We start from the raw sequence: 15,490 nt of genomic DNA on the forward strand, positions 1-15,490 counted from the left end.
CCCGATGGGGATGACCGCGTCGGACGAGGCTCCGCGCCCCGTCCCGCCGCGCCTGCACATCCGCCCGCGGCGGGGCTGGATCAACGACCCGAACGCCGTCGTCCGATGGAACGGCCGGTGGCACGTGTTCTTCCAGCACAACCCGTATGCCGCGGTGCACGACCGCATCCACTGGGGCCATGTGTCGAGCGAGGACCTCGTGACCTGGCACGAGCACCCCGTGGCGTTCGGCCCGGAGCCCGGTGGACCCGACCGGTACGGATGCTGGACGGGGGTGTTCGTCACCGGCCTCGACCGGCCCGCCGTCGCATACTCCGGCGTGATCGACGCGTCGGGCGAGAGCACGATCTGCCTGCGCTACGGGTCGGAGGACCTGGAGACCTGGGACTCGCCGATCATCGTGGGGACGACGCCCCACGACGCGGGTGTCACCGTCATGCGTGACCCGTTCGTCTTCAGCTGGCGGGGCCGGCGCTGGGGGATTCTCGGCGCTCGGCTCGGCGCCGACCTCCCGGCGGTGCTCCTCTACTCGTGCGACGACATCGAGAACTGGGAGTTCGTCGACGTCTGGATGACCGGCGACGGTCCTCTCTGGTCGTCGGAGGACTCGGACATGTGGGAGTGCCCGCAGGTCGTGTGGGTCGACGAGGAGCCCGTCGTCATCATCTCGCTCCAGCTCGAGGGGCTCCCGGGCGCCGTTCTCGCGGTGGAGGGATCGGTCACCGAAGAGGACGGTGCGCCACGATTCACGCCGGCGTCGGTCGACAGGCTCGACGGACGCCTGTGGTTCTATGCACCGCAGGCCGTCCAGGACCAGCGGACGCCCTTGATGTTCGGGTGGATCCTGCAGGACAACGTGCCCGGCGACGGCGACCAGGTGGCCGGCTGCCTCACCTTCCCCCGGCGCCTCGGACGGAGAGCCGACGGAACGCTCGTCACCCGGCTCGACCCGGCGGTCGACCGACTGCGCACCGGTCCGCCCACCCGCGTGCCGGCGGGGTCGGGGCGACCCCTGCCCGCGGCGGCCGTCGTCGACGTCGTCTCGGTCGCTACGGACATGGCGGGTGACATCGTCCTCCACGGGGGCGGATCCACCATCGTCGTTCCGCCCGTGGCCGGCACGACGGCCTGGACCGACGGTGAGGTCGTCGAGGTCTTCCCGGGGGACGGTGGCCTACCGTCCGCGATCCGTGGGATCGGCGCGTGGCCCTGGATGCTCGAGGTGCCGGAGGGGGCCGAGGTCACCGTGACCGTGCTCGGTCTGCCGAGTGCCGCGCGGTGAGCTTCGGCGGAGGCCGGCGTCACCCTGACGGGTTCGGTCCCACCGAGTCGCGCACGATGAGCTCGAGGGGGAGCAGCTCGACCCTCGCCGGTGGTCGGGTTCCCGACTCGACGGCATCGACGAGCATCTCCACCGCCCGGCTCCCCATCTGACGATGGGGTAGGGCGAGCGTCGTCAGTGAGGGGACGACGTTCGCCGCCAGCTGCTCCTGGTCGTCCAGGCCGAGGACCGACAGGTCGTCGGGCACGCGAAGCCCGAGGCTCGCGGCGGCCAGGAGCACGCCGGTGGCGACGCGGTCGTTGACGGCGAAGATGGCGGTCGGCCGTTGGTGGACGGGTCGCCGACCGCGGCCCTGGCCGTCGGGACCATCACCGAGGACGGCGAGGGCTGCGGCATGCCCGGCGTCGATCGACCACCCGGCGCCGACGATCGGCGAGTCCGTCGCCGGAACCCCGGCCCCGCGGAGGACGTTGCGGAACCCCTTCGCCCGCAACGGTCCGGCCATGTTGCCGTCCTTGATCCGCTTGCCCGGACCGGGACCGCTGAGCATCGTGATGCGGCGATGACCGAGGCCGAGGAGGTAGCGAGCGGCCGTCCGGCCGGCATTCACCTCGTCGGGGATGACGGCGAAGTGGGAGCCGTCCGGGCCGGTGCAGTTGGCGAGCAGGAGTGGCAACGTCGTCTCGGGGAGGGTGCTCATCTCGCGGAGGCCCATCGTCGCGTAGACGACTCCCTGCACCTTCCGGCGGCTGAACTCGGTCACCGCGTCCTGTTCGAGGTCGCGGTGGTCGCGACTGTCGAATGCGAGCATCGCGTAGCCGCGGCCGGCGGCCGCGTCCATCGCGCCGGCGAGCAGCCGCCCGGCGAAGGGCGACGAGGCGATGGCGTCGGTGACGATGCCGAGCATGTGCGTCTTCTGCTTGCGGAGGCTGCGCGCGACGCCGTCGGGCGTGTAGCCGAGCTCCTTGGCCGCATCGAGGATGCGCACCTTCGTCGCGGGAGCGATGTTGCCGACGTCGTTGCCGTTGAAGACGAACGAGACCGCGGTCACGCTCACGCCCGCGAGCTTCGCGACATCGGAGGCTTTGGGGCGAGCGGACACAACCACACGTTAGTCGGTGCAACCCCACGATGCTCCACGGTGGTGGAGTGCCGGCGACGGGTCACTCCTGGTTGGGCATCGATCCGTCACGAGGGCGTGTCCCGACGTGAGAGGAATGTGGTGATCCGGCAGTTGAACAGCTCCCAGATCCGGTCGCGCCTCCCCGAGCGCCATTGGCTCGGGCACGGACGTGCACTCCGAGGATCGGGGTCGGCGACCTGGCTCGGGTCGAGGGCCATGATCGTGAGGTCGACGACCCGTGGCTCACCCGGTCGGCGGAGCGACAGGGTGCCGCCGTCCCTCGCGTCCCACGCGAGCTCGAGGCTCCCGTCCGAGTGCTCGAGGGCTCCGCCCGACGTGAGGGTCGCGACGTCCTGGGCCAGCTCGGGGCAGGTCTGACCGAGCCGCTCGAGACGGTAGCTCCAGGTCTCTGCGAAGCTGAGGTTCCGATGGGCGACGATGCCCTTGCCCATGACGCCTCCTCCTCGTGACCTGGGCCCCAGCGGTAGCGGTGATCGAGTCCTGGAGCGACGCGGCGGCGATGATGAGCCCGGCGACGGCATACCGGGTGGCCCGAGCGTATCGGTCGCGCGGCGGGACGCCGTGGCGAACGACGATCAGCTGTCGGTCTCGGCGCTCCGCGGGGCGGGGGGTGAGAGGAACTCGAGGGCCTTGGCGGTGGCGGTGAGCGTCTTCTCGTCGTCGCCGTGCGCGGCATACGCCTTGCCCATCGTGTCGATGGCCCGCACGACGGTGATGGTCAGCGTGGGGTCGACGACCGACCCGACGGTGCTGAACAGCTCACGGTAGGCGCGCTCCGCATCGGACAGCCGCCCCGACCGGACGAGGTCCTCGACCTCGATCTCCAGGGCGGCGACGCGCGTCCGGGCGCGTCCCGGCGCGGCGTGGGCCAGGTCGGCGAGGTGGAGACCCACGGCGGCCGCGGGGTTGCTCGCGCGCTCCTGGAGGTCGTCCATGACCTCGTCGAGCTCCTCGGCCGTCGCGTGGGGATGGTCCCGCTCGTAGGTGGAGAGCTGTTGCTCGACCCAGGCGGCGCCGAGCGTGAACGGCTCGACGGCCCGGGTGCGCAGGAACCCCACGAGGCGGCCCTCCCTCGTCACGTATGCCGGAGTGCCAGCCTCGGCGGAGCGCACCATCCGCGAGGGGGAGCCTTGGCCGATCGTGGTGGCCGTCAGCTCGTTGAGGCCCTCGATCTCACCGGTGACGGCGAAGCCGACGAGCGCCTCCATGTCGGTGATCGGGTCGGGTGGGTCGATCTGCGCGACCACCGTCCCATGACGGGACACGAGGACCTGGCGGCCGGCGTCGAGAGCGGCGAAGACGGCCGGCGCCTCCTTCTTGAGTCGAGACACCGTCACCGGCCCGAACGGCTGCGCCATCTGTCCCTCACGCCCTTCCCCGTGGACCGGTCCCTGCAGACCGCCGGTCCCCGATATTGCCTCGTGCTCTCGGTACATATTACCCTCCCATCTAGGTAACTCTCAATCGGGTGAGGAACATGCGATGAGCGTCTACGGGGGCGCGGGTGACGCGTACCGCGACACCACGAAGTGGATGGCCGCGTCGGTCCCGCTCGCGACACTCGTCGCGGCCGGCGTGGCGCTCGGTCCACGCGTCGTCCAGAGCGTCCAGACGGCATCGTCCGTGTCCGGATGGGTGGGCGGTCACTGGCTCGTCCTGCTCTGTGGCGCCGCGGTCGTCGGTGCGGTCGCCTGGGTGCTCGCGACGGGCGCGCGAGTCCTCAGCGCCGGCCCGAGTCTCCCGGTCGAGCTCGTCAAGGATCCTGACGGTGCGGTCGGGAAGGCCATCGGCGACGGGGTGGCGCTTCCCTACTACGGCGGTGCGCCCTCGTTCTATGCCGACCTGGACGCCTGGCTCGAGGACATCGAAGCTCCGGACGCGGATCCGGCGATGCCCGACTCGCGGCTCGACCGCCTCGTTCCCTCCCTCGTCGCCATCGGCGAGTGGTCCGCGCTCCATGAGATCGAGGTGGCGTACAAGGACTTCCGGCGGGCCTTCGGGCTGGGCGTCCTGTGCATCGTCCTCGCCATCCTCGTCGCCCCGGTCCAGCTCCCCTCGGGACCGGCGGTGACGGCTCCCACGCCGGTCACGGTCGAGGTCGGTCAGGCCGGTGCCGACGACCTGTGGTCGAAGACCGGATGCACCGACCCGATGATGTCCACCTTCACCGCCGTCGCGGGCACGTGGGACGCGCCCGTCCTCGCCGTGGACGGCCCCGACTGCCCGATCGGGGCGACGTGGGTCCCGTCGCGCACCGACGCCGACGTACGCCCGGTTCGGGATGCCGCGGTCCCCGCGAGCGGTCGATGAGACGCCTTCGGACGCTCGCCGGCTGGGTGACCGGCATAGCGGGGGCAGCGTGGCTCGTCTGGGCGGGGCGCGAGCTGCCGGGGCAGCTGGGAGCCCGCCCGACCGGTGAGCGGCGGCGCCGGATCGCCAGGTCACCCCGCTTCGGCGCCGACGGACGCTCCCACAACCTGCCCGGCCCTCGGCGTCCGCTCCACGCGGTCCGTGAGACCGCGCGGTGGCTCTTCGTCGGCCGGGACGCCCAGCATCCCGCTCATCCCATTCCGGTGGTCGCCGGGCCACGGCCGGACGAATGCGGTGAGCGCTCGACCCATGGCGGCACCGAGACGAGGGGCAACGGTCGACTGCACGTGACGTGGCTCGGCCACTCGACCTGTCTCGTCGAGCTCGACGGGGCACGCCTGCTCACCGACCCGATCTGGAGCGAGCGGTGCTCGCCGTCCCCCGCGATCGGCCCACGACGCCTCCACGACATGCCGCTGCTGCTCGACGAGCTGCCACGCTGCGACGCCATCGTCGTCTCCCACGACCACTACGACCATCTCGACCGGCGGACCGTCGAGGGGCTCTCGCGCACGCAAGAGGCGCCGTTCGTCGTGCCTCTCGGCGTCGGCGCCCACCTCGAGCGGTGGGGCGTCCCGGCACGCCGGATCGTCGAGCTCGACTGGGGCGAGTCGGCCACGCCGTCCGACACCGGCATACGGCTCACCGCAACCCCGGCGCAGCACCTCTCGGGGCGCGCCGTCGTCACGAAGCGGACGCTGTGGGCCTCGTGGGTCATGACCGGACCGCAGCACCGCGTGTACTTCTCCGGCGACACCGGCTACTTCGGGGAGTTCCGCCGGATCGGCGCGGAGCACGGCCCCTTCGACGTCGTCCTCATGCAGATCGGCGCGTACGGCGACGGCTGGCCCAACGCGCACATGACGCCCGAGGAGGCCGCCCGCGCACTGCGCGATCTCGGCACGCGGATCACGGTGCCGATCCACTGGGGCACCTTCAGCCTGGCCGGCCATCCCTGGGACGAGCCGGTCGAGAGGCTCCTGGCTGCCACGTCCGAGGACGGTATGCGGGTCGTCGTCCCCCGCCCGGGGGAGCGCGTCGACGTCGACGCGCCACCTCCCCTCGACCCGTGGTGGCGGGCCGTCGCCCGCTGAGCGGATGCCGACCGACGAATGGCCGACCGACGAATGCCCCGCTGAGCGGATGGCGGGCCGAGACGCCGAGAGCGCGACAGCGACCGCCCTGACACATCAACCGCGCCAGCGCGCCCAGGCCGCCTGTCTCGTCGTCCCGGTGAGGTCGGCGACCTGCGACCACGATCCCCGGGCGGCGAGCCCCCGGGCCGCCTCGCCGAGGGCGACGCCCGCGTGGCCGCTCATCGTCAGCAGTTCGGCGAATGCCGATTCGTCGCCTCGCGAGGCCAGCTCGCTCATGGCGTCCCGGGCCAACGCGCCGAGGGTCGCGGTGTCGAGGGTCGCGAGGTCCGGGACACGCCCCGGAGTGCTCGAGCCGGGCATGGCGCGCTCCCTTCGCCTGACGTGCGAGCGACGTCAGTCGCCCGTGAGGCGCACCACGATACTGTCCGCCGGCGAGTCGAACCGGCGCACGAGCTTCGCGTCGGGCCACCGGTACTCCAGCGTCCCCTCGGCCGGACGGTAGACCGCCGTGTAGACGGTCCCGAAGCCCATCGCATACGCGGTGTTGTGCAACGGCTTCCGGAGGAAGGCTCTCGTGACCGACTCGGTGTCGGGAGCCGTCGTGACGGCGGTGAGGGCGTGCTCGAGCCGCTCGACACTCCGGAACCGCGCCGCGTGGGCCGGGTGCTCGGGCACGAGTCCCCGATGGTTGGTCGCCGCGGGAAGCGTTGACACGTGCGGCTTCTCACCCGGAGCCACGAAGGCGGTGACGACCCGGCCGTGGGCGTCGCCGATGGTGAGGTTGTATGCCATCGCCACCGGGATCGTCTCGAGGCGGCGGAGCGCGTCGCCGACGTCGGTCGAGACCTCCAGGAGGTACCGGACGACGAGCGGTATGCCGAAACCCGGCTCGGACCCGGGGCGTCCGCCGAAGGTGAGGGAGACGACGAGGCCCGCGTCGTTCATCCCGTCGAGCAGTCCCCAGAGGCAGTCGCTCGTGCCGACGACCCTGCGTCCGGTGAAGCCGCTGGAGTAGCTGACCCACTCGAACAGGTCGGGGCTGTAGTCGTAGTTACGCACGAGAGTGGGCTGTTCGCGCACGTGGACCGCTTGGGTGCAGCCGGGTAGGAACGTCGGCATGTCCCACATCGTCAGCATCCGCGCGGCGATGTCGTCGTCGGCGAGGTGGACGAGTCGTTCGAAGGTCGGGACGAGCTGCGGCAGGTGCCGCTCGAGCCGGCTCGTGGCGGTGGCGAGGCTGGGGCGCGCGTCGGTGCCGTTCTGGAGGTACCACGCGCGGTACGCCGGCCACGTCGCGTCGAAGAGCGCCTGCCAGCGGGGGCCCGGTGTCGGCTCGCTGATGCCGTGCATGGTGAAGGTTCGGGTTGTCGTCATGCCGTCAAGCCTGCCTTGACGTGATGGGGTGTGTCAAGTCAGCCTTGACGTCGCGGACCAGGGGGCGATGCGGTGGGAACCGCCTCCGTCGGGTATCCTCGACGCATCGGCTCGTCGCCCTTCTCGTCACGAGCTGTCCGCACGTCGCAGCAGGCCCGCCTGCTCCGTGTGAAGCCGCCCGAAGCCTCGGACCGGCTGCCGGCGAGATGCCTCACGGATTGTGAATTCCCTTGTCTTCGTTCGAAACCCTCGGCGTGCCCGCACGCCTGTCCACCATCCTTGCCGGTCTCGGCATCGACACTCCCACCCCCATCCAGACCGCCTCGCTGCCGGACGCGCTCGCCGGGCGCGACGTGCTCGGCCGCGGCCGGACCGGCTCCGGCAAGACGTATGCCTTCCTCCTGCCCCTCGTGGCGCGGCTGTCCGACGGCCCTCGCGCCCGGTCCCGCGCGCCACGCGCCCTGATCCTCGCGCCGACGCGCGAGCTCGTCGGCCAGATCGAGGCGTCGCTCGCACCGCTCGCCTCTGTCGCGGGGCTGACGACCCGCACCGTCTTCGGCGGCGTCGGGCAGAACCCTCAGGTCGCCGCGCTCCGCAAGGGCGTCGACATCGTCATCGCCTGCCCGGGACGTCTGGAGGACCTCATGTCGCAGGGGCACTGCACCCTCGACGACGTCCGGATCACCGTCCTCGACGAGGCGGACCACATGGCCGACCTCGGCTTCCTGCCCGCCGTGCGCCGGATCCTCGGGCGCACGCCGAAGGGTGGCCAGCGGATGCTCTTCTCGGCGACGCTCGACCGGTCGGTCGACACCCTCGTCAAGCAGTACCTCGTCGATCCTGTTGTCCACCAGGCCGACTCGGCCCAGTCACCCGTCTCGGCGATGAGCCACCACGTGCTGCACATCGATCGTGACCACCGGCTCGCGATCCTCGTGGACCTCGCCAGCGCGCCGGGCCGGACCGTCGTCTTCACCCGGACCAAGCACGGCGCCAAGGCGCTGTCCCGTCAGCTCAACCGCAGCGGGGTTCCGGCCGTCGAGCTGCACGGCAACCTCGGTCAGAACGCGCGCACCCGCAACCTCGCCGCGTTCCAGGCGGGCCAGGCCGCAGCCCTCGTCGCGACCGATATCGCGGCGCGCGGCATCCACGTCGACGACGTCTCGCTCGTCGTCCACGCGGACCCGCCGGTCGAGCACAAGGCATACCTCCATCGCGCCGGCCGCACCGCCCGCGCGGGGAACTCGGGCACCGTCGTCACGCTCATGACGAGCGACCAGGCGCACGACGTCCGCGACCTGACCCGGGCTGCCGGGATCAGGCCGACGACGACCCGCGTCCACGGAGCCACGCACACGGTACTCGCGGAGCTCGCGCCGGGCGAGCGGAGCCTGCCCGGCGGGCTCGACCTGTCGCCGGAGCAGCCGGGCTCCGCGTCCGGCGCGGCGAGCGCCGGCATACGGTCGAATGCGACCTCCAGTGCCGGTGCCCGCTCCGCATCCGGATCAGGGCGTGGCCGAGGACGCCGTGGCGGTCGCTCCGGCGGCGGCCAGGGTCGCACGGCCAGCGGGCCGGGTCGCACGGCCAGCGGGCCGGGTCGCCCCGTCGAGGAGTCCTCGCGGTCCCCGCGTCCGTCGCGTCAGATGACGGGCCAGTCGTCGTCGACCGGGCAACCGGCAGCGGGTGGGCGCCGCCGTCGCGGCAGCGGACGTGGGGCGGCGGATCGCCCCGTTGCCGCCACCTCGCACAGCGCCGCCTCCTTCTCCTCGGGCCGTCGCTGACCGGCCGCCGGCCACGTGGCCCGCTTGTGGGGAAGCCGGCCCGAGTCCTGGCGCCGACCGCGTTCCCCACGAGGTCCGGTGCATAGTCGTCAGCACCAGCACGCCGGCGCGGACGACACGGGCTGTCGGTGTCGCCACCTGGCCTCGACCACGTCGATCGGAGCATGACGAGGGAGCGCCGCGAGCATCGCGACCATCGAGGAGAAGGTGGTCGAGCTCCAGGAGCACAATACGGTGATGGTCGGTCCGAGAGTCGTCAGTGCCGGCGAGCTGCGTCGCTTCGCATCGCAGACGGCGCAGGGGCACGGCGTTCCGGTCGAGGATGCTGATCTGCTCGCCGACACGCTGGTCACGGCGGAGCTCTGGGGCCACGCGTCGCACGGGATGCTCCGCCTTCCGTGGTACCTGGACCGGATACGAGCAGGTTCCACGGCGGCACGGACCTCGGAGAGCGTTGTCACCGACTCGGGCGCGCTGCTCGTGCTCGACGGGCACGACGGCCTGGGCCAGGTGCTGACGCAGCGTGCCTGTGACATCGGGGTCGAGCGCGCGAAGGCCCATGGTGTCAGCGCGGTCGCCGTCCGCAACTCGGGTCACTTCGGGACCGCCGCCTACTTCACCCGGCAGGTGGCCGAGCAGGGCTGTGTCGCCATCCTCGCCACGAACGCGAGCCCTGCCATGGCGCCGTGGGGAGGTCGGGAGAAGGTCATCGGGACCAACCCCTGGTCGATCGCGGCGCCGGCCGGACGGTACGGCATCGCGGTTCTGGACATCGCCAACACGGCGGTCGCCCGCGGCAAGATCTACCACGCCAGGGAGACGGGTACGCGGATCCCGGAGGGGTGGGCCGCCAGCGCCGACGGTGTCGCGACCACCGATCCCGTCGCCGCCATCGACGGCCTGATCCTCCCGATGGCCGGGCACAAGGGCTACATCATCTCCTTCATGATGGACGTCCTTGCCGGCGTCCTGACCGGAAGCGGCTTCGGCTCCGACGTCGTCGGGCCCTACGTCCCCGACCGGCGCAGCGGGGTCGGGCACCTCCTGCTGACGATCGACATCGCCGCGATGTCGGATGCGGAGCTCTTCGACTCCCGGATGGAGCGCCTCGTCGACGAGGTGAAGTCCGTGCCGACCGCCGCCGGGGTCGATGAGATCTTCTTCCCCGGAGAGATCGAGGATCGGGCTGCCGCCCGTCATGGCACTGAAGGAGTTCGCGTGGTGGATCGGACCTGGCAGTCGATGACCGTGCTGGCGGATCGGACCGGTGTCCCGCTTCCCGGGGCTGTGGCCGCGACTCAGGGCGTGACGTCGGGGGAGAGCGCATGATCGCCCTGGTGGTCTCGGTCCAGGTTCAGCCGGGGTCTCGAGCGGAGTTCCTGTCCGCCATCGAGCAGAACGCCCGGACCTCGTTCGGCGATGAGCCGGGCTGCCTGTACTTCGACGTCGTGTGCGACCAGGTCGACGATCACCACTTCTTCTTCTACGAGCTGTATGCCGACGAGGCCGCCGTCGCCGCGCATCGGGCAGCCCCCCACTTTACGGCCTGGCGCGAGGCGGCTGAGAGGTACCTCGTTCCTGGTTCGCAGGTCAACTGCTTGGCCGACCAGTTGTTCCATCACGCCTGATCAGAGCCCCATCAACCCGTCGGAGCCCCTCCTATGCGCCGTCAGCTCGACCCGCCCAGCCTGCTCATCCGCCCCTCCGAGGTCGAGCCGTTCGACCGCGGCGGCGGCGTGGCCACCATTCCCTATGTCGGGAGGTGGAACTCCGAGCAGAACCTCGTCACGACCGGTCAAACCGTCTTCCAGGTAGGCCGCGGGCTGCCGCTGCACAGCCACAACGTCGAGGAGACGGTCCTCATCCTCGAGGGCGAGGCGACCGCGCAGATCGGGGAGGACTACGTCGACCTGGAGGTGGGTGATGCCACCTGGGTGCCAGCGGGAACCCCGCACCGGTTCTTCAATCGTGGTGAGGGCGTCATGCGCATCTATTGGGTCTATGGCGGCCGGTACGTCACCCGCACCGTCACCGAGACCGGTGAGACCTTCGAGCACCTCTCCGAGCGCGACAAGGGAGCACGAGACAGGTGAGCCCTGCGCGCTCCACCCGTCGCTCCATCGAGCCCTCCACGGGGTTCGGCCCGACGACGAGCAGGCCTCCGCACTCGTGGACCGGGGGTGCTCGCGGCCCAGCGCGAGCTGCCGTGGTTGGAGGCCGGCTCAGATGCCGAGCCGGCTCGCGACGTCGAGGCCGCCCATCGCCCTGATGACCTCCGGATCGCCGACGACGACGAGCCGATCGGTCGCGCGGGACAGACCGACATACAGCATCTCGCGGGACCGCTCCTGGGGCTCGGACTCGTTGACGCAGAGGACGACGGCCTTGCGCTCCAGCCCCTTGCATCCGAGGACGTGGCCGTAGAAGACGAGGTCGGTGTCCCAGAAGGTGTCCCAGTAGCCCTGCTGGCCCACGCTGTCCTGCAGCACCCTCTGCTCCGGGTGGCGCCGTCCGGTCGTGATGAGGGCGACATGCTCAGGGCGCCAGCCCTCCCCGACGAGCTCCTCGACTTGGTCGTCGGCCGTCTCGAGGGCCTCCTCCGGAGAGCACGGCACGACGGTGACGGCGGGACCATCGCCGCCGAGCGCCCGCATACGCATCGGTGTCAGTGGCGCGAAGACGTCGGCGATCTGGCGGGTGTTGCGGAGATTGTGGTCGAGCACGAGGGGGACGAGCTCGACGGGCGGGCGGCCGAACCGAGCGAAGATCCGCTGGTTCTCGTCCGTGTGGACGTAGAGGAAGCTGGAGGCTCGCTGACGATGACCAGTTGTCCGGGCCGGGTCGTCGCTTGGCCGGGGGTCAGGAGTCGAGCGATGCGATGGCGGGTCGCAGGCCGTCGAAGGCGTCTGTCATGAGGGATTGCTCCCGGTCGTCGATGCCATTACGGGTGGCCGTCTGCCGCCACTCGCTGGTCGCGGCGGCAACGTCGTGCAGGAGCAGCCTTGCGCGGTGGTCGGTGAGCCCGAAGGTGGCGGCCGACGACATCAGTCCGTCAAGTTCCTCGTCACGCGCATGCGCGGTGCCGATCCCGGTCAGTCGCTGGGTGGCGACGTCGGGGTTGGGGTTGACGTCGAACATCGGCGAAGGGGTCCACCCTGCCGTGCCTCGCAGGAAGCCGTGGTTGCGCAGGTGGTCGTCGGTGTTGTGGACGGCGACCGAGAACGCCACGCGCCGCCAGAGTTCGACCAGGTCCGCCTTGACGGTGATCGCGCCCTGCTCGCTCAGGGCCTCGGCGAGGTCGACGTAGTCGGCGTCGCTGGCGCCGTCGCGAGTGGTGAGCAGGGTCATGGCCGATACATACGGGATTCGCGCTCCACGGTCGGTGCGGTCGAACCTGTCCAGCAGCAGGACGGCTTTGCCGTGGATGCGGTGCAGCCGGCGGCGCGGGACCTCGATCCCGGCCCGCTCGGCCAGGTCCAGCGCGGTCTTCTCCCAGGCGATGACGTCCCACGCGTCGCGAGGACTGGCGAACTTGGCGATCAGCAGTCGGTCGCCGTCACGCACCGACGCCTTGGGTCGGGCGCCGCCCAGGGACCCGGTGCCGGCCTCCAGCAGTTCCTTGACCGCGCTCAGGTCGTCTCCGTCGCTCAGATCGACCTGCTCGGCGGCGTGCAGCAGTCGAGGCAGCTCCAGCAGCTTCGGCACGTCAGGGTCGCCGGCCAGAAATGGGCCGGCCGGGCCGCTGTCGGGATCGGTGAACCGCAGTGCGCCGTGCCTGGTGTGATCGCTGACGCCGAGGAGGAAGTCGACATCGGTCACCTCACGCCGCGTGCGGCCGGCCGCGACGTCGAGCGCGTGGAGCCGCATCAGGTTGCGGCCCCACCGGTCGGGGGCGCAGTCGGTGAAGCTGTAGGGCAGACCGTCGGCGACGGCGTGCTGGCCCGCGAACAGCGGCAGCGCCGGATCCAGCGCGAACGCGTTACGGTCGGCCAGGTAGGCGTCGTCGTAACGGAAGGTCGTGGACACCCCGCGTGGATTGGTGGCGAAGTAGGCGCGGCCGACCAGCACCGGATGCCCCCACCCGTCGAGGTAGACGTCTGCGGTCCGGTTCACCGGCGCACGCGCTTCGGCAGGTTCCGCTCGGCCAGCGACTGTCCGAGGGCCGTCTCGTAGGGGTTCATCCCATCCAGGACGAAGTTCAGGACGCCGAGGACGCGGCATACCTCCAAGAACACATCGAGACCGACGGTCGCGTCACCGTGCTCGAGCTTGCGCAGCGTCGTGCGGGTGATACCCGCGCGGTCGGCGACCTGCTCGGCCGTCAGGCCCTGCAGGCGGCGGAAGGTCGTCAGGTACTCCCCGAGCTGGCGGGCGGTACGGCTGGCCCGGCTGGACAGCGGTCGCGTCGGCACAGCTCCCCTCACTATCTCCAATGGCTAGTATCGTAACCAATGTATGCCGCTTGTTGGTTAGAGTACTAACCGTAATCGTCTACTCGAGGTCTGCCTGTGCCGCCTCCGTCGTCCGACGTCGGCTCGACCATCGACTGCGGCAGCGGGCCCACACCCAGCGCCCGGACACGTTCGGTCCGCTGCCATGCACGTCAAGGGCCGGGCGCTGCTGCGGCTTCGGCCACGCGTCGACGTGACGCCCCGCACGACATTGCCCAGGGGGTCGGCGATGAGACGGTCGCTGATCAGGCGATCAGCACTCGGTGAGCGGCCCCCGTCGCCACACTCGGTGCCTGTTCGCTGATCTCTACCTGCTGGGCTGCGACCAGGATCTGGCTTGCCGAGGCCGAGCTCTTCCAGCCGCTGCAGTCCCAGACGAACCTCGACGAGGTCGAGCGCAGCCTGCCCAAGGTCGGCGTGTCGTCCGATCGCGCCGCCCATCGGATCGGACTCACCGGTGCGCGACGTGGATCCGAGCCTGCAGCGTGGCGTCGGCCAGTGCCCGGGCGACCGAGACCGACGTCGGCGCGGAGAAGGTCAGGTCGAACCCGATGACAGAGCAACGCGTCGTCCCGGCCGACCACGTGCGCTCGACGAAGGTCGAGCAGTTCGTGGAGTCGTTGCGCACTAAGGCTTGATGGCTCTCGAACCGGACTATGGCGAGACCCTCATCAGCGACGAGGAAGCCGAAGCGCTCACGTCGGCGGCTCGCGAGATTCTTGGTGACCCCATCCGCACGGCGGATCTGTATGACCTCGAACAGCAGATTCAGGACGAGGTGGCTGACGAGTGGTGAGCCACCTCCTGAACCGGGATGTTCCCGTCCGTGAGCATCTCATCGAGGGTGCAACGAGGAGAACCTGCAGGGGAGACGCCAACAGCTTCGGTGACTGCTCGCTGGCCGAACTGCTCGATCCCGCGCCTTCGTCGCGCCATGATTTGAGGAACGTGTCGAGTAACACGCCGGCGAACTTGGCGGGGGTGAACTCCTGAATTCGGTTACTCGGTCGGGAAGTTGACAGGCCCAACAGCGCGTCTGGCCAGATCCGAAGATCCTGCGCCGCGAGTCCTGGCTGCTGGACCCAGGCCCCCTCTTCACGATCCTTGCCCCGTACAAGCAATCGTTTGCGCAGGGCAAGGGTTGCGCAAACGGCACCGATGGGTCCAAGCGTGCTTCCCTCCAGCCCCCGAACAGACTCGCTCAGTGCAACGGCTTGGCTGGGGTGGGGGTTGTGGCGCAGACGGTTCGTCAAGGGTGTGTGCGGCTCGAAGGACCCTTGGCTGCATCGGTGAGCAGTTCACCCACAAAGTCGAGGTCGTCGAGAACGATGTCGTGGCCGCCGGCGCGTTGCACCCATATGACGGCTTGGTCCCGCTTGCGATCGAACCAGAGGGCGACGTGTTCCGCGATGTCGTGACGCACCTGTGGGGCCACGCCGCGGATCTGGTCCAACGCCACTGGGCGGGTGGCTGAGTCGAGACTCAGCCTGATGATGTCGAGCAGGTCGGTGCCTGCTTTTCGACCGACCGGTTCATGACGGCCTGAAGCTTCATGGCGACCAGTGGTCCTGGTTCGGCAACGGGCGCTGTCACCTCGATGGCTGCGCCGCCCGGCAGGATCACCTCCATGGTGAGGTCGGTCGCTGTGTCGTTGGCCCAGGCGTGCGCTGCGGCGTGAAGGCGGTCACCAGGGTCATCGCTCGGGTGGTCGATCTCCACCTGCCGGACTTCGAGGACGTCGACCTTGACCGGGCCGTACGGGGTGGCCAGTTCGACGGCGGCGGGCTCGATCGTCTTGGCGTCCGTGGCTGCTCGCAGAACGTCGAGCTGCCTCAGCCCGGAACGCATTCGGTCGACCACGTCAAGGTCGGTGGTCGCCCGGTACGGGGTGGACAGTCGTGACAGCACGGCGAGCCCGCCCACGATGACCGGAGGCTGCCCGATGTGCGACCTCACTTCGATGACGCCCGCAACGACTGCCGCCATGGCGT

19 protein-coding genes are annotated in these 15,490 nt (G+C 70.4%); 8 read left to right on the plus strand and 11 right to left on the minus strand.

Translation table 11 applies throughout. The features are described 5' to 3' along the window. Nucleotides 1-10 precede the first annotated feature (10 nt). The gene (locus tag BN12_RS00260) at nucleotides 11-1,282 is read left to right on the plus strand and encodes a glycoside hydrolase family 32 protein (protein ID WP_048549536.1); all 1,272 of its coding nucleotides are present in this window, start codon (nucleotides 11-13) and stop codon (nucleotides 1,280-1,282) included. 19 nt (nucleotides 1,283-1,301) lie between these two features. Here the strand turns inward: BN12_RS00260 and BN12_RS00265 are convergent, their stop codons facing one another. The 3 genes from BN12_RS00265 to BN12_RS00275 all read right to left on the minus strand — a co-directional run bounded on the left by BN12_RS00265 (nucleotide 1,302) and on the right by BN12_RS00275 (nucleotide 3,784). Continuing rightward, nucleotides 1,302-2,390 (minus strand): LacI family DNA-binding transcriptional regulator, encoded by a 1,089-nt coding sequence (locus BN12_RS00265; RefSeq protein ID WP_327152418.1) that lies wholly within the window; start codon nucleotides 2,388-2,390, stop codon nucleotides 1,302-1,304. 80 nt (nucleotides 2,391-2,470) lie between these two features. Continuing rightward, on the minus strand, nucleotides 2,471-2,857 hold the full coding sequence (locus BN12_RS00270) for a hypothetical protein (protein ID WP_048549538.1): 387 nt from the start codon (nucleotides 2,855-2,857) through the stop codon (nucleotides 2,471-2,473). Nucleotides 2,858-3,001: 144 nt separating this feature from the next. Next, nucleotides 3,002-3,784 (minus strand): hypothetical protein, encoded by a 783-nt coding sequence (locus BN12_RS00275; RefSeq protein ID WP_048549539.1) that lies wholly within the window; start codon nucleotides 3,782-3,784, stop codon nucleotides 3,002-3,004. 124 nt (nucleotides 3,785-3,908) lie between these two features. Here BN12_RS00275 and BN12_RS00280 point away from each other — a divergent pair, with 124 nt between their 5' ends. Beyond that, on the plus strand, nucleotides 3,909-4,736 hold the full coding sequence (locus BN12_RS00280; RefSeq protein WP_048549540.1) for a hypothetical protein: 828 nt from the start codon (nucleotides 3,909-3,911) through the stop codon (nucleotides 4,734-4,736). Further along, entirely contained in the window at nucleotides 4,733-5,890 is a 1,158-nt protein-coding gene (locus BN12_RS00285) for an MBL fold metallo-hydrolase (protein ID WP_048549541.1), read from the plus strand. Before BN12_RS00280 ends, BN12_RS00285 begins: the two co-directional genes overlap by 4 nt. 96 nt (nucleotides 5,891-5,986) lie before the next feature. On the opposite strand, the gene BN12_RS25950 is transcribed toward BN12_RS00285, so the two are convergent. Both BN12_RS25950 and BN12_RS00295 read right to left on the minus strand, forming a co-directional pair. After that, complete coding sequence (locus BN12_RS25950) at nucleotides 5,987-6,253, minus strand: hypothetical protein (RefSeq protein WP_235432253.1); 267 nt, start codon at nucleotides 6,251-6,253, stop codon at nucleotides 5,987-5,989. 33 nt (nucleotides 6,254-6,286) lie between these two features. Continuing rightward, nucleotides 6,287-7,267, minus strand: a complete 981-nt coding sequence (locus tag BN12_RS00295) for a C45 family autoproteolytic acyltransferase/hydolase (RefSeq protein ID WP_048549542.1) — start codon at nucleotides 7,265-7,267, stop codon at nucleotides 6,287-6,289. 224 nt (nucleotides 7,268-7,491) lie between these two features. Between BN12_RS00295 and BN12_RS00300 the strand changes: the two genes are divergently transcribed. The 4 genes from BN12_RS00300 to BN12_RS00315 all read left to right on the plus strand — a co-directional run bounded on the left by BN12_RS00300 (nucleotide 7,492) and on the right by BN12_RS00315 (nucleotide 11,141). Further along, complete coding sequence (locus BN12_RS00300; RefSeq protein WP_235432520.1) at nucleotides 7,492-9,048, plus strand: DEAD/DEAH box helicase; 1,557 nt, start codon at nucleotides 7,492-7,494, stop codon at nucleotides 9,046-9,048. Between the two features lie 237 nt (nucleotides 9,049-9,285). After that, a complete protein-coding gene (locus tag BN12_RS00305) occupies nucleotides 9,286-10,377 on the plus strand; it encodes an Ldh family oxidoreductase (protein ID WP_048555832.1) in 1,092 nt (363 codons plus the stop codon). Further along, nucleotides 10,374-10,676 (plus strand): putative quinol monooxygenase, encoded by a 303-nt coding sequence (locus BN12_RS00310; RefSeq protein ID WP_048549544.1) that lies wholly within the window; start codon nucleotides 10,374-10,376, stop codon nucleotides 10,674-10,676. The genes BN12_RS00305 and BN12_RS00310 overlap by 4 nt, the downstream gene beginning before the upstream one ends. A gap of 33 nt (nucleotides 10,677-10,709) precedes the next feature. After that, entirely contained in the window at nucleotides 10,710-11,141 is a 432-nt protein-coding gene (locus tag BN12_RS00315) for a cupin domain-containing protein (RefSeq protein WP_048549545.1), read from the plus strand. A gap of 129 nt (nucleotides 11,142-11,270) precedes the next feature. Here BN12_RS00315 and BN12_RS00320 read toward each other — a convergent pair whose 3' ends face one another. The 4 genes from BN12_RS00320 to BN12_RS24915 all read right to left on the minus strand — a co-directional run bounded on the left by BN12_RS00320 (nucleotide 11,271) and on the right by BN12_RS24915 (nucleotide 14,127). Further along, the gene (locus BN12_RS00320; protein ID WP_053079913.1) at nucleotides 11,271-11,771 is read right to left on the minus strand and encodes an ATP-binding domain-containing protein; all 501 of its coding nucleotides are present in this window, start codon (nucleotides 11,769-11,771) and stop codon (nucleotides 11,271-11,273) included. Between the two features lie 136 nt (nucleotides 11,772-11,907). Continuing rightward, complete coding sequence (locus BN12_RS00325; RefSeq protein ID WP_235432254.1) at nucleotides 11,908-13,116, minus strand: type II toxin-antitoxin system HipA family toxin; 1,209 nt, start codon at nucleotides 13,114-13,116, stop codon at nucleotides 11,908-11,910. A gap of 41 nt (nucleotides 13,117-13,157) precedes the next feature. Next, nucleotides 13,158-13,460 (minus strand): helix-turn-helix domain-containing protein, encoded by a 303-nt coding sequence (locus BN12_RS00330; protein ID WP_235432255.1) that lies wholly within the window; start codon nucleotides 13,458-13,460, stop codon nucleotides 13,158-13,160. A gap of 490 nt (nucleotides 13,461-13,950) precedes the next feature. Beyond that, nucleotides 13,951-14,127, minus strand: a complete 177-nt coding sequence (locus tag BN12_RS24915) for a relaxase domain-containing protein (RefSeq protein WP_162233001.1) — start codon at nucleotides 14,125-14,127, stop codon at nucleotides 13,951-13,953. Nucleotides 14,128-14,136: 9 nt separating this feature from the next. Between BN12_RS24915 and BN12_RS24920 the strand changes: the two genes are divergently transcribed. Then, nucleotides 14,137-14,295 (plus strand): hypothetical protein, encoded by a 159-nt coding sequence (locus BN12_RS24920; protein ID WP_162233002.1) that lies wholly within the window; start codon nucleotides 14,137-14,139, stop codon nucleotides 14,293-14,295. 453 nt (nucleotides 14,296-14,748) lie between these two features. Here BN12_RS24920 and BN12_RS25705 read toward each other — a convergent pair whose 3' ends face one another. Continuing rightward, nucleotides 14,749-14,958: a hypothetical protein gene (locus tag BN12_RS25705; RefSeq protein ID WP_200901106.1), complete on the minus strand. Its 210-nt coding sequence runs from the start codon at nucleotides 14,956-14,958 to the stop codon at nucleotides 14,749-14,751. Nucleotides 14,959-14,981: 23 nt separating this feature from the next. After that, nucleotides 14,982-15,485 (minus strand): hypothetical protein, encoded by a 504-nt coding sequence (locus tag BN12_RS00340; RefSeq protein ID WP_200901107.1) that lies wholly within the window; start codon nucleotides 15,483-15,485, stop codon nucleotides 14,982-14,984. Between the last annotated feature and the right edge of the window lie 5 nt (nucleotides 15,486-15,490).

The organism is Nostocoides japonicum T1-X7 (assembly GCF_001046855.1).
In the GTDB taxonomy this organism is placed as follows: domain Bacteria; phylum Actinomycetota; class Actinomycetes; order Actinomycetales; family Dermatophilaceae; genus Nostocoides; species Nostocoides japonicum.

What these genes read in the sequence shown, in the direction of transcription:
- BN12_RS00280 (WP_048549540.1), top strand. Translation starts at nt 3,909, where the DNA reads ATGAGCGTCTACGGGGGCGCGGGTGACGCGTACCGCGACACCACGAAG.
- BN12_RS00315 (WP_048549545.1), top strand. Translation starts at nt 10,710, where the DNA reads ATGCGCCGTCAGCTCGACCCGCCCAGCCTGCTCATCCGCCCCTCCGAG.
- BN12_RS25950 (WP_235432253.1), bottom strand. Translation starts at nt 6,253, where the DNA reads ATGCCCGGCTCGAGCACTCCGGGGCGTGTCCCGGACCTCGCGACCCTC.
- BN12_RS00285 (WP_048549541.1), top strand. Translation starts at nt 4,733, where the DNA reads ATGAGACGCCTTCGGACGCTCGCCGGCTGGGTGACCGGCATAGCGGGG.
- BN12_RS24920 (WP_162233002.1), top strand. Translation starts at nt 14,137, where the DNA reads ATGGCTCTCGAACCGGACTATGGCGAGACCCTCATCAGCGACGAGGAA.
- BN12_RS00305 (WP_048555832.1), top strand. Translation starts at nt 9,286, where the DNA reads ATGGTCGGTCCGAGAGTCGTCAGTGCCGGCGAGCTGCGTCGCTTCGCA.
- BN12_RS00270 (WP_048549538.1), bottom strand. Translation starts at nt 2,857, where the DNA reads ATGGGCAAGGGCATCGTCGCCCATCGGAACCTCAGCTTCGCAGAGACC.
- BN12_RS00310 (WP_048549544.1), top strand. Translation starts at nt 10,374, where the DNA reads ATGATCGCCCTGGTGGTCTCGGTCCAGGTTCAGCCGGGGTCTCGAGCG.
- BN12_RS00260 (WP_048549536.1), top strand. Translation starts at nt 11, where the DNA reads ATGACCGCGTCGGACGAGGCTCCGCGCCCCGTCCCGCCGCGCCTGCAC.
- BN12_RS00295 (WP_048549542.1), bottom strand. Translation starts at nt 7,267, where the DNA reads ATGACGACAACCCGAACCTTCACCATGCACGGCATCAGCGAGCCGACA.
- BN12_RS00340 (WP_200901107.1), bottom strand. Translation starts at nt 15,485, where the DNA reads ATGGCGGCAGTCGTTGCGGGCGTCATCGAAGTGAGGTCGCACATCGGG.
- BN12_RS00275 (WP_048549539.1), bottom strand. Translation starts at nt 3,784, where the DNA reads ATGGCGCAGCCGTTCGGGCCGGTGACGGTGTCTCGACTCAAGAAGGAG.